General features: G+C 70.3%; 9 protein-coding genes, 2 tRNA genes and 1 pseudogene. 4 read left to right on the top strand and 8 right to left on the bottom strand.

The annotated features are described in order from the left end of the window. Positions 1-30: 30 nt before the first annotated feature. The 3 genes and pseudogenes from FHY02_RS02520 (at position 31) to FHY02_RS02530 (ending at position 3,858) form a co-directional block, all read left to right on the top strand. Positions 31-2,208 carry a terminase large subunit domain-containing protein gene (locus FHY02_RS02520; RefSeq protein WP_183920167.1) on the top strand — a complete coding sequence of 726 codons (2,178 nt, stop codon included), beginning with the start codon at positions 31-33 and terminating at the stop codon, positions 2,206-2,208. Further along, positions 2,093-2,899 (top strand): annotated as a pseudogene (locus FHY02_RS02525) (phage portal protein); the annotation flags it as partial. The gene FHY02_RS02520 and the pseudogene FHY02_RS02525, both read left to right, overlap by 116 nt. Positions 2,900-3,030: 131 nt before the next feature. Next, positions 3,031-3,858, top strand: coding sequence for a DNA adenine methylase (locus FHY02_RS02530; RefSeq protein ID WP_183920169.1), 828 nt, complete (start codon positions 3,031-3,033; stop codon positions 3,856-3,858). 345 nt (positions 3,859-4,203) lie between these two features. Here FHY02_RS02530 and FHY02_RS02535 read toward each other — a convergent pair whose 3' ends face one another. From FHY02_RS02535 to rimO, 3 genes are all read right to left on the bottom strand, one after another. Then, positions 4,204-4,911: a helix-turn-helix domain-containing protein gene (locus FHY02_RS02535; RefSeq protein ID WP_183920171.1), complete on the bottom strand. Its 708-nt coding sequence runs from the start codon at positions 4,909-4,911 to the stop codon at positions 4,204-4,206. A 315-nt stretch (positions 4,912-5,226) separates the two neighbouring features. Further along, positions 5,227-5,303: transfer RNA gene (locus tag FHY02_RS02540), tRNA-Met, on the bottom strand. A gap of 52 nt (positions 5,304-5,355) precedes the next feature. Further along, complete coding sequence (gene rimO, locus FHY02_RS02545) at positions 5,356-6,693, bottom strand: 30S ribosomal protein S12 methylthiotransferase RimO (protein WP_183920173.1); 1,338 nt, start codon at positions 6,691-6,693, stop codon at positions 5,356-5,358. Between the two features lie 73 nt (positions 6,694-6,766). Here rimO and FHY02_RS02550 point away from each other — a divergent pair, with 73 nt between their 5' ends. After that, positions 6,767-7,882, top strand: a complete 1,116-nt coding sequence (locus FHY02_RS02550) for an anhydro-N-acetylmuramic acid kinase (RefSeq protein ID WP_260172577.1) — start codon at positions 6,767-6,769, stop codon at positions 7,880-7,882. A gap of 3 nt (positions 7,883-7,885) precedes the next feature. On the opposite strand, the gene FHY02_RS02555 is transcribed toward FHY02_RS02550, so the two are convergent. From FHY02_RS02555 to rpsA, 5 genes are all read right to left on the bottom strand, one after another. Next, on the bottom strand, positions 7,886-8,308 hold the full coding sequence (locus FHY02_RS02555) for a DUF4112 domain-containing protein (RefSeq protein WP_183920175.1): 423 nt from the start codon (positions 8,306-8,308) through the stop codon (positions 7,886-7,888). A 5-nt stretch (positions 8,309-8,313) separates the two neighbouring features. Further along, positions 8,314-9,699 (bottom strand): ABC transporter substrate-binding protein, encoded by a 1,386-nt coding sequence (locus FHY02_RS02560; protein WP_311731762.1) that lies wholly within the window; start codon positions 9,697-9,699, stop codon positions 8,314-8,316. A gap of 74 nt (positions 9,700-9,773) precedes the next feature. Next, a tRNA-Leu gene (locus tag FHY02_RS02565) sits at positions 9,774-9,857 on the bottom strand. A gap of 49 nt (positions 9,858-9,906) precedes the next feature. Beyond that, positions 9,907-10,191: an integration host factor subunit beta gene (locus tag FHY02_RS02570; RefSeq protein WP_183920177.1), complete on the bottom strand. Its 285-nt coding sequence runs from the start codon at positions 10,189-10,191 to the stop codon at positions 9,907-9,909. Between the two features lie 208 nt (positions 10,192-10,399). Beyond that, positions 10,400-12,106: a 30S ribosomal protein S1 gene (rpsA, locus tag FHY02_RS02575; protein WP_183920179.1), complete on the bottom strand. Its 1,707-nt coding sequence runs from the start codon at positions 12,104-12,106 to the stop codon at positions 10,400-10,402. Between the last annotated feature and the right edge of the window lie 183 nt (positions 12,107-12,289).

Raw genomic sequence — 12,289 nt, forward strand, 5'->3', positions numbered from 1 at the left:
GGCGGGGCGGCGCCGCTAAGCCGGTGAGCGATGGACAAGCTGCCGCCCGATCACGCGATGCCGCTGCCCGCCGCGGCCTTCCCGATCCCGGTCGACGCGCGGCGGCAGGCGCGCAGCCTGTACTGGCGCGGCTGGGGCGTGACGCAGGTCGCGGCCGAGCTCGGGCTCAAGCGCACCACCGTCGCGGCGTGGAAGCAGCGCGACGGCTGGGACAAGGCGCCCTCGCTCAACCGCATCGACGACGCGCTCGAGTGCCGGCTCAACACGCTGATCGGCAAGGAGGCGAAGACCGGTGCCGATTACAAGGAGCTGGACGCGCTGATGCGCGCGCTCACCGCCACCGCGCGGGTGCGCCGCTACGAGGCGCCGGGCGGGCACGAGGGCGACCTCAACCCGAAAGTGGCGAACCGCAACGCCGCGCCGAAGAAGCCGGCGCCGCGCGATCACTTCACGACCGAGCAGGTCGAGCAGCTCGAGGCGATCTTCGAAGAGGAGCTGTTCGCCTACCAGCGCGACTGGTGGGCGGCGCGGCGCAAGCGCACGCGGATGATCCTCAAGTCGCGCCAGATCGGCGCGACCTGGTATTTCGCGCGCGAGGCGCTGCTCGACGCGCTGCGGGGCGGGGGCAATCAGATCTTCCTCTCCGCCTCCAAGGCGCAGGCGCATATCTTCCGCGGCTACATCATCCAGTTCGCCGCGCGCGCCGGGGTCAAGCTGCAGGGCGATCCGATCGTGCTCAGCGCCGACACGATCCCCACCGGCGAACCCGCGGCCGAGCTGATCTTCCTCGGCACCAACGCGCGCACCGCGCAGGGCTATCACGGCAATTTCTACTTCGACGAGTTCTTCTGGACCTACGGCTTCGAGGAGCTGAACAAGGTCGCCAGCGCGATGGCGATGCACAAGCGCTGGCGCCGCACCTACTTCTCGACGCCGTCGTCGGTCGCGCACCAGGCGCACGGCTACTGGACCGGCGAGCGGCGCAACCGGCGGCTCAGGAAGGTCGATCGCGTCACGATCGACACCGGCCACGCGCGGCTCGCCGCGGGCGTGCTGTGCGAGGACCGGGTGTGGCGCCAGATCGTCACGATCGAGGACGCCGCGGCGCGCGGCTGCGACCTGTTCGACCTCGACGAGCTGCGCGTGGAGTACGCGCCCGATGAATTCGCCAACCTGCTGTTGTGCCAGTTCGTCGACGACTCGCTGTCGGCGTTCAAGTTCAACGAGCTCCAGCGCGCCACCGTCGACGCCGCGGTCGACTGGCGCGACGTCGACCTGCTCAGCCCGCGGCCGGTCGGCGAGCGCGAGGTGTGGGCCGGCTACGATCCGCAGGAGAGCGAGGACGGCGACAATGCCGCGCTCGTCATCGCGCTGCCGCCCGACGGTCCGGCGGGCAAGTTCCGCCTGATCGAGCGCCACCAGCTGCGCGGCGCCGACTTCCAGGCGCAGGCCGAGTTCATCGTCAAGGTGCTCGCGCGCTATCGCTGCACCTACCTTGGAATCGACGCCAACGGCGTCGGCGCGGCGGTGTGGCAGCTGCTGCGCGATCGCGTGCGCGGCGTGGTGAAGATCGACTATTCGCTCGAGGCCAAGGCCGCGATGGTGATGAAGGCGCAGCACAGCTTCGCGCGCGGCCGGGTCGAGTTCGACGCCGGCTGGATCGACCTGCAATCCTCCTTCCTGTCGATCAAGAAGGCGCTGACCGCCTCGGGCCGCCACGTCACCTTCCGCGCCAGCCGCAGCGAGGAGGTCGGCCACGCCGATCTCGCCTGGGCGGCGATGCACATTTTCATCAACGAGCCGCTCGACGGGCAGCGTCGCGCGGGCATGACCATGGAGATCCTGGGTGGCGAGGAAGCGGGCGCGGCGGGTGACGCCGCGGGCGGGGCAGGGGCGCCCGGATGGCCGGGCGCTCGTCTCGGCGGCGAGCGCGCGGGGTGGCGGCGCGCTCGACTTCGCCTTCGGCGATCCCGAGCCGGTGCTCGAACGCCGCCAGTGGATCGACCTGCTCGAATGCTGGCACAACGACCGCTGGTACGAGCCGCCGCTGCCACTCGACGGGCTGGCGCGCGCCTTCCGTGTCTCGCCGCACCACAGCTCGGCGATCCTGCTCAAGGTCAATTTGATCGTCGAGTCGCTCGACCCGGCCTCGCTGATCGATCCCGCGACGCTGCGGCGCGCGGTGCAGGACTATCTCGTCTTCGGTAACGCGTACCTGGAGCCGGTGACGAGCCGGCTCGGCGGCGTGATCGGGTTGCGCCACGCGCTGGCGCGCTTCACGCGGCGCGGGCTGGTCGACGGCCAGTTCTGGTGGGTGCCGGGCACTGTCGACGCGACGCCGCTCGCCGCCGGCACGGTGCAGCTGATGATGCCCGACGTGAGCCAAGAGCTGTACGGCGTGCCCGAGTATCTGTCGGCGCTCCAGTCGGCGCTGCTCAACGAGGCCGCGACGCTGTTCCGCCGGCGCTACTATCTCAACGGCAGCCACGCCGGCTTCATTCTCTACGCCACCGGCGACATCGACCCCAATGACTGCGAGGCGATCAAGGCGGCGATGCGCGCGTCCAAAGGGCCGGGCAACTTCCGCAACATGTTCGTCCACGCGCCCAATGGGAAGGAGGGTTCGATCCGCGTGCTCCCGATCGCCGAGGTCGGCGCAAAGGACGAGTTCCTCGGCATCAAGAACGCAACGCAAGCCGACGTGATGGCGGCGCACCGCGTGCCGCCGCAGCTGCTCGGGATCGTGCCGGCGCAGGGCTCGGCCTTCGGCAATCCCAAGGACGCGACCGCCATGTTCCTCCAGCTCGAGATCGCGCCGCTCCAGGCGGTGTTCCTCGAGCTCAACGCGCATCTGGGCGCCGAGGTGATCCGCTTCCGCGCGCGCGATCCCGTCGGCTGAGGTCGGCGGGGGAGCCGGGTGGCCGCCCGGGCTCGCCGACGAGGGGGCACCTCGCCACGACCGATGACCCGTCGGTCGCCCGCACCCGGGTGCAGGCCGGGCGCCCTCTCATCTGAGCGAGATTTTCCAACATGTGTACCCGTGACGTGGCGCCGGTGGCGCCGGTGGCGCCGGCGGCCGGCTGGATCGGCGGCAAGCGCAACCTCGCCGCGCGGTTGGTGGCGCTGATCGAGCGTATCCCGCACGACGGCTATGCTGAGCCCTTCGTCGGCATGGGCGGCGTGTTCCTGCGGCGGCGATCGCGGCCGAGAGTGGAGGTGATCAACGACGCCAGCGGCGACGTCGCCACCTTCTTCCGCGTGCTGCAGGAGCATTACCCCTATCTGCTCGACATGCTGCGCTTCCGCGTGGCGAGCCGGGGCGAGTTTGAGCGGCTGCGCGCGCTGCCCGCCGAGCGGCTCACCGATCTCCAGCGCGCGGCGCGGTTCCTGTACCTTCAGCGGCTGGCGTTCGGCGGGCGGGTGGACGGGCGGACCTTCGGCGTCGACTCGCGCCAGGGGGCGCGCTTCAACGTGACCCGGCTCGAGCCGATGCTGGCCGACCTGCACGAGCGGCTCGCCGGCGTGGTGATCGAGCGGCTCGACTTCGCCGAGTTCCTGCGGCGCTACGACCGCGCGGGCATGCTGTTCTACCTCGACCCGCCCTACTGGGGCAGCGAGGGCGACTACGGCGAGGAGCTGTTCGGCCGCGACGACTTCGCGCGCCTGGCGGTGGCGCTACGCGGGCTGCGCGGTCGCTTCCTGCTGTCGCTCAACGACACGCCCGAGGTGCGCGCGCTGTTCGCCGGCTTCCCGCTGCGCGAGCTGTCGACCACCTACACGCTGGCGCGCGGCAAGACGAAGCGCGCGGCGGAACTCCTCATCTCGAACGAGCCCCTGCCGACGCCCCCAGGCGGGTAGGCCGCGCGCCGCCACTACCCCCGCCGCCGCGCTTTTCCCCCCGCCGCGCCCGCCCCCTTTTCGGGTCGGATTCGACGCAGCCGTAAAGCACCTCCGCTCTGAGTGGCGGAGGAAGCACACTTTCGGCGATGGAGCGAGACGCGGATCGACGCATCCGCGAGCGCCACAACCCGCGAAGTTCGGCACGGTTCCTGCTCCGCCCCCCTGGCAGCCCCGGGGCGGCGCAAGCCGCCACGCTCGACCGCCGCGTCTGAGCGGTCGAAGGGCGTGGGCCACACCGTTTCGCCACGGGGGCGAACGAATCAGCGCATGGCCTCGCCCTCGGCGAGGCCATTCCTCATCTCTCTAACCTCGCAGTGCCGGGTTCAGACCACGCGGCGGTATCGCGTTGCGGTCGATCGCGCGCCCGAGGCGAGCGAGTTCGCGGCCCAGCACGCCGTCGCCGGCGCGGAAGCGCGCCAGCTCCTCGGCCGACAGCGTCGCCAGCATCGTCGCCACTCGCTCCTCCTCCTCGCGACGGCGCGTGACGTCATCGTCGGGCGGCGGCGCGCGGCCGAGCAGCCGGCGCACCAGCTCGGCGGCCGAGCGCGGCAGCGTCAGCCGGTAGGCGTTGCTGATCTGGCGCACCTGCGGGCCGAACGGCTCAGCGTCCTCTCGCGGCGCGAAGCGGCGGATCCAGTCGAGGAAGCCGTGCGAGCGGAGCCGCTTCAAGGCCGCGTGCACCGCGCTCCGCGTCCGCCGCAGTCGTTCGGCGAGATAGTCGATCGAGGGGTCGAGCCGGCCGGTGCGAAAGTCGATGATGCGCATCATCTCGCGCAGCACTTCGATCGCGATATGTCCTAGCGGACCGTTGCGCTTGCCCGGCTGCTTGCCTTCGCGGTCGTAGCGCTCGGCCGCGCGCATCCGCGCGTTGCGCTCGCGCCGGTCGAAGGCGGACCAGAAGTCGCCCTCGCGCATGCCGATGCGGTAGCTCGATCGTCGTATCGGCTGACCTGTGCGGTGCTTCTTCGGCCCGACGGCGGAGACGATCTCATGGAGCGAGCGCGCCGTCATTGCCGCGCCTCCGACAGATCGAAATCATAGACGGTGAATAGGAGAGCTCGGCGCTTAAGGAGCGCGCAGGCCGGCATCCCTGGGTGCGACATCGTCGAAATCCCGGAGCTAGCGGTCGTAGGGCGCACGACGTCAGCGGCCGAGGCGACTCCGACCGTGGCAGGACGTGCGAGGCAGGGCGGCGACATCGGTCGCCATCTCGAATCGGGCTCAAGGAGGAACGGGGATGCGCGCTGACGAGCGCACATGCACAAAGCCGCCCGCCACGAGTGACGAACGGCTCAAGCTCTGAACGAGCGGTGTTGGCGATTACGATGGTAGCGGAGGAGGGACTTGAACCCCCGACACGCGGATTATGATTCCGCTGCTCTAACCAGCTGAGCTACTCCGCCCCAAGGGCATTCGCCGAAGCGAGGGCGCCTCTTAGCAGGGCGCGCGGTGCCGTCAAGCGGCAACCGGCACGCCGTAAAGATCATGCTCGTCGGCGTCCTCGATCGCGACGCGGACGATGTCGCCGGGCGCGAGATGACCGGCATCGCGCAGCTGTACCTCGCCGTCGATCTCGGGTGCATCCGCCTGCGAGCGCGCCGTGGCGCCGCCGCTCGCCGGGTCCACCGCGTCGACGATCACCTCCAGCGTGCGCCCGACCTTGGCGGCGAGCTTGGCCGCCGAGATCGCCGCGGTCTTCTGCATGATGCGGGCGTAGCGCTCCTCCTTGACCGTCTCGGGAACCGGGTCGGGCAGGTCGTTCGCCGACGCGCCCGCGACGGGCTCGAAGCGGAAGGCGCCGACGCGGTCAAGCCGCGCCTCGTCGAGCCAGTCGAGCAGATACTGGAAATCGGCCTCGGTCTCGCCCGGGAAGCCGACCACGAAGGTCGAGCGGATCGCGATGTCGGGGCAGATCTCGCGCCACGCGCGAATGCGGCCGAGCACCTTGGCGTCGTTGGCGGGCCGCTTCATGCGCCGCAGCACCGCGGGCGCGGCGTGCTGGAAGGGGATGTCGAGATAGGGCAGCACCAGCCCCTCCGCCATCAGCGGGATTACCTGGTCGACGTGCGGATAGGGGTAGACATAGTGGAGCCGCACCCAGGGCGCGATCCGGCCGAGCTCGCGCGCGAGGTCGGTCATGTGCGGCCGCACCTCGCGGTCCTTCCAGCGCCGCGGCTGATCGCGAATGTCGATTCCGTAGGCGGACGTGTCCTGACTGATCACCAACAGTTCCCGCGTCCCCGCCGCGACCAGCTTCTCCGCCTCGCGAAGGATCGCGTCGGGACGACGGCTGACCAGGTCGCCGCGCAGCGACGGGATGATGCAGAAGGAGCAGCGGTGATTGCAGCCCTCCGAGATCTTCAGATAGCTGTAATGGCGCGGGGTCAGCTTGAGCCCGGCGTCGGGGATCAGATCGACATACGGGCTGATCGCGGCGGGCGCGGCGGCGTGGACCGCCTCGACCACCTGCTCATACTCATGCGCGCCGGTGATCGCGAGCACGTCGGGGAAGCGCTGGCGGATCGCCTCGGCTTCCTTGCCCATGCAGCCGGTGACGATCACGCGCCCGTTCTCGGCGATCGCCTCGCCGATCGCCTCGAGGCTCTCCTCCTTGGCCGAGTCGAGGAAGCCGCAGGTGTTGACCAGCACGACGTCGGCGCCAGCATAGTCGGGCGACATCTGATAGCCGTCGGCGCGCAGCTGAGTCAGGATGCGCTCGGAATCGACCAGATTCTTCGGGCAGCCGAGCGAGACCATGCCGACGCGCGGCGGGGAGGGGAGTAGAGTTGCCATGAGACGCCGCGCACATAATGCGCGACGGCCCGATTTGCCAGCACTGCTGACGTAGCGTTAGGACCGCGCGATGATGGGGCGGGAGACAGACGCGATGCTGGCGATCGGGCTGATGTCGGGCACCTCGCTCGACGGCATCGATGCGGCGCTGGTCGAGACCGACGGCGAGCGCGCGGCGCGGCTGGTGGCGTTTCGCGGTGAGCCCTATTCGGATCAGGCGCGCGCGCAGCTCGCCGAGGCGACCCAGCTCGCGCTCGGCTTCCAGCGTCCGCGCGCGAGCCCGCCGATCGTCGCCGCCGCCGAGCTGATCACGCGCACCCACACATTGGCGGTGCAGAAGTTATTGCGCGACGCCGGGGTGACGGCGGGCGAGGTCGACGTCATCGGCTTCCACGGCCAGACCGTGGCGCATCGCCCCGACCGCGGCTGGACCTGGCAGATCGGTGACGGTCAGACGCTCGCCGACGTCACCGGCATCGCCACGGTCGCCGACTTCCGCTCCGCCGACGTCGCCGCGGGCGGGCAGGGGGCGCCGCTGCTGCCGGTCTATCACGCCGCGCGCGCCGCCGCGTTCGACGAGCCGGTGGCGGTGCTCAACCTCGGCGGCGTCGCGAATATCACCCTGGTGGCGGACGGCGCCCCGCTCGCCGCCTTCGACACCGGCCCCGCCAACGGCTTGATCGACAGCTGGATGGAGCAGGAGGCGGGCGAGCGCTTCGACCGCGACGGCGCCACCGCGGCGGCGGGTCGGGTCGACGAGAGCGTGCTCGGCGCGATGCTCGACCACCCCTTCTTCGACGCGGCTTATCCCAAGTCGCTCGACCGCAGCGACTTCACGATACAACCGGCGCGTGGTCTGGGTTTGGCCGACGGCGCGGCGACGTTGACCGCCTTCACCGCGGCGAGTGTCGCGGTGGCGCTGCGGCTGCTGCCGCGCGCGCCGCGGCGGCTGCTGGTCGGCGGCGGCGGGCGGCTCAACCCGACCCTGATGCGGATGATCGCCGAGCAGACCGGCCTGCCGGTCGAGCCGGTCGACGTGCTCGGATGGAACGGCGACTCGCTCGAGGCGGAGGGCTTCGCTTTCATGGCGGTACGGACGTTGCGCGGCCTGCCGATCAGCTTTCCCGGCACCACCGGTGCGCCGCGTCCGCTGTGCGGCGGTACCGTGTTCCGGTCCCGTACGCGCTGAGGCTCAGCGTGTGACGGTCACCGTCGCGGGGTGGTGCTTGTCGAGATAGCGCTTGATCCGCTTCACGTTTCGCGTGTTCGAGCGATACATCAGGTCGGCCGCGTCGCCGATCAGCGGAACCGCGCCGAGCAAGGTGTCGAAGCCGATCCGCGCCGTCATACCCATCAGCGCGGCGCGGCCCATACCGAGATTGCGCGCCTCCCACACGATCCACATGCCCATCGCCGCGGTGACCAGATCGCCCGCCACCGGCACCAGCCCGATGATGGCGTCGAGCCCGACGCGACGGTTGATGCCCGGGATCACGAACAACCCCTCGAGCAGCTGCTCCACCGCCTCGACCCGACGGCGCACGGATGCGGGGTCGCTGCCGGTCGGCAGCGAGTCGAGCAGCGGCGCGGTCAGCGGCCTGGGGCGAGCGTTCATGCGACTCAATTGGTGTCGGCGCGCAGCCGGTTCAACGGGTGCCAGGCACGCGCGTTGGACTGCCATTGGCGCAGCCGCAGCGCCACCAGCGACCAGCGCAACGGTCGCGCCAGCGGGATGAAGGCGACGTCGTCGGTCAGCAGCCGATCGGCGGTGGCACTGGCGCGAGCGCGCGCGTCGAGCGTGTCCGCGCGCCGCGCCGCCTCGATCGCCTCGCGCGCCGGGTCCGCGCAGGCGACACAGGCCTCGGCCAGATACCAGCGCGCGCTGTCATAGGGCGCGACCTCGTCGACCAGGCGCAGGTCGGCGTCGGCCGCGTCGGCGGCGACGCGGACTGGCCTCACGCCGATCGCGTACAGGTCCCGCGCCATCCGCGCCCACAGCAACGTCCCGCCCGCGCCGCCGGGCAGCGCGAGCCGCAGCGTCGGCGCCGCGCCATCGGCGAGCCGCCACGCGCTCACGCGCGCGCGGGCGGCGGCCTGGCGCTGCTCGGGGAGGACCGTGCTCCAGCCCGGGTTGGCGGGAGGCGCGGCGGAGTCGAGCTGCTCGGGCAGAACGGTCTCGCGCGCTGCCCAGTCGCTCGACACGCTCGCCACGAGATCGCCGCGGTCGAACGCCATCGCGACCGCGCCGCGGTTGGCGGCGTCGGCGAGGAAGCCGTCGCGCCGGACCACCGCCAGGCCGAACAGTCCGGCCGCCGGATCCAGTTTGACGTTGATCGGGGCTGGATTGGCGGCGCGCAGCAGCGGCCAGTCGGCGATCGTGCCGCCGGCGACGAGGTCCGACTGGCGTTCGACGAAGCGCAGGATCGCGCTGGCGGCGCGCTCGCCGCGCAACAGCACGTCGTCCTCCGGCGCGGGGCCGGGTTCCTCCGGATCGCGCTCGGGATCGAGCGCGGGCGTGAGCAGCAGCCCCCCGGCGCGCTCGGCGCGCTGTCGGAACGGCCCCGCACCGCCGGGCGGGCGCGGGCGATCGCGCACCAGCGCGAGCTCCGGCTGGGCAAATAGTTTCAGCAGGTCAGGGCGCGGTCGCGTCAGCTCGACCTCGATCACCTCGGGGGTCATCTCGACGATGGACGAGACCGCCGTGAGATAGGGCGCGAGCCGGTTGCCCGAGCGCGCGTTGATCTCGCGCCGCAGCAGCGCCACCACCTGCGCCGCGCGCACCGGTGCGCCATCCGCCCAATGCGCGTCGCGCAGGCGAAAGATGTAGCTGCGGCCCTCGTCGGTGACGATCCAGCGCTCGGCCACGCCCGCCTCGACCTGCCCCGAAGCGTCGAGCCGGACGAGGCCCTCGGCGAGCGAGTCGGTGAGCAACCGTTCGGGCTCGCTCAGTCGCGCTCGGCCCCGGCCGGGAAGTTGCGGCGCGCCGCCGATCACGCTGACGACCACTGGTCCGACGTCGGCGCGCCGCCCGCAGCTGGCGGTGGTGAACAGGAGCGCCGCCGCGGTCGCTCGCCCGAGGATGGTGCGGACGGCGGGACTCGAACCCGCACGCCGATGGCAGAGGATTTTAAGTCCCCAGCGTCTACCGATTCCGCCACGTCCGCCCATCGTCGCCCACGAAGCGGTTGCGACGGACCGCGTCAACCCGGCGCGTCACTCGCTGACGTTGAGGCGAACGCGCATCTCCTTGCCGGGCTTGAAGAAGGGCACGCGCTTGGCGTCGACCTCGACCGTCTCGCCGGTGCGGGGATTGCGCCCGACGCGCGCGTCGCGCGCGCGCGTGGAGAAGGCCCCGAAGCCGCGCAGCTCCACGCGGCCGTTGCTGGCCAACCGCGCGGTGATCTCGTCGAAGAAGGTGGCCACGATCGCCTCCACGTCGCGCTGCGCCAGCTCCGGATTACCGGCGGCCAACTGCTGCACCAACTCCGAGCGTATCATCCTGCGTCCACTTCCGGCGTATACTAAGCGAGCCGGGTTGATACAGATAAGCTTCCCCGCGCGATAGCACCGATCTGGTCGCTTTTCAGCAATATGGGTCAGTGTTGTACGGTTGAGCGCTACCATCGGGCCGGAAGAGGCTCGAACAAGAAAGGGGACCGGCCTCGCGACCGATCCCCTCGCTCGTCACCTCGCGGCGTCGAATAGCTTACTTCTTGGTGTCGCGTGCCTTGAGCGCCTCGCCCAGGATGTCGCCCAGCGACGCGCCCGAGTCGGACGAGCCGTACTGCGCCACCGCCTGCTTCTCCTCGGAGATCTGCATCGCCTTGATCGAGAAGGTGGGCTTCTTCGAACGGTCGAAGCCGGTGACCATCGCGTCGAACTTCTGCCCGACCTGGAAACGCTCGGGACGCTGCTCGTCGCGATCGCGGCCCAGGTCGGTGCGCTTGATGAAGCCGGTCGCGCCGTCATCGCCCTGCTGCACCTCGAGACCGGCGTCACGCACTTCGAGCACGGTGACGGTGACGACCTGGTTCTTGCCCAGGCGGTCTCCCGCGCCCGCCGCGACGGTACCGCCGCGCTCGAGCTGCTTCATGCCGAGCGAGATGCGCTCCTTCTCGGGATCGATGTCGAGCACCACCGCCTGGACGGTCTCGCCCTTGCGGTGCAGGTTGAGCGCATCCTCACCCGACACGCCCCAGGCGATGTCGGACATGTGGACCATGCCGTCGACGTCGTTGTCCAGACCGATGAAGAGACCGAACTCCGTCGCGTTCTTGACCTCGCCCTCGACGGTCGAGCCGATCGGGTGCGCGGCGGCGAACGCCTCCCACGGGTTGTTCTGCGCCTGCTTCAGGCCCAGCGAGATGCGGCGCTTGTCCTCGTCGACCTCGAGCACCACCACGTCCACCTCCTGCGAGGTCGACACGATCTTGCCGGGGTGGACGTTCTTCTTGGTCCACGACATCTCGGACACATGGACGAGGCCCTCGATGCCCGCCTCGAGCTCGACGAACGCACCGTATTCGGTGATGTTCGTGACGCGGCCCGACAGCTTGGCGCCGACCGGGTACTTGGACGACGCGCCGTCCCACGGATCGCTCTCGAGCTGCTTCATGCCCAGCGAGATGCGCTGCGTGTCCTTGTTGATGCGGATGATCTGCACCTTCACGGTGTCGCCGATGTTGATCATCTCGCTCGGATGGCCGACGCGCTTGTAGCTGAGGTCGGTGACGTGCAGCAGGCCGTCGATCCCGCCCAGGTCGACGAAGGCGCCGTAGTCGGTGATGTTCTTCACCACGCCGTCGATGATCTGGCCCTCGTGGAGCGACTGGATCAGGCCCGAGCGCTGCTCGGCGCGGGTCTCTTCCAGCACCGCGCGACGCGACACCACGATGTTGCCGCGCTTGCGGTCCATCTTGAGGATCTGGAACGGCTGCGGAATGTCCATCAGCGGCGTGACGTCACGCACCGGGCGGATGTCGACCTGCGAGCCGGGGAGGAACGCCACCGCGCCGTTGAGGTCGACGGTGAAGCCGCCCTTGACGCGGCCGAAGATCACGCCCTCGACGCGCGCGGTCTTGCTGAACTCGAGCTCGAGCTTGTCCCAGGCGGCCTCGCGGCGCGCGCGGTCGCGGCTGAGCATCGCCTCGCCGTGCATGTTCTCGACGCGGTCGACATAGACCTCGACCTCGTCGCCGACCTTGAGCTCGGCCTTCTGTCCCGGCGCCGGCGCGAACTCGCGCAGCGGCACGCGGCCCTCGCTCTTCAGACCGACGTCGATCACCGCCAGGTCGTTCTCGATGCCGGTCACGGTGCCGAGCACCACGCGGCCCTCGAAGCTGTCGGCACCGCCGAACATGTCATCGAGCAGCGCCGCGAATTCGTCGCGCGAGGGAGTTGCCGTAGAGGCCATAAATGCTTCGTCCTAGTCGTGTTTCCGGCCAAGCGGTTGGGTCCGCTGGTCTTGGCCATCACCGTCGCGGCGGCCGCATGCCGCGCGCGACATCCGTGTCGGCACGAGGTGCGAGGAGACGCCGCCCATAAGCGAAAAGGCGCGAGAGGACCTGCCTGTCGCGCCATGCCTCCGCGAGCCCCA

The sequence above is a fragment of the Sphingomonas sp. BK069 genome (assembly GCF_014193405.1).
Lineage (GTDB): Bacteria > Pseudomonadota > Alphaproteobacteria > Sphingomonadales > Sphingomonadaceae > Sphingomonas.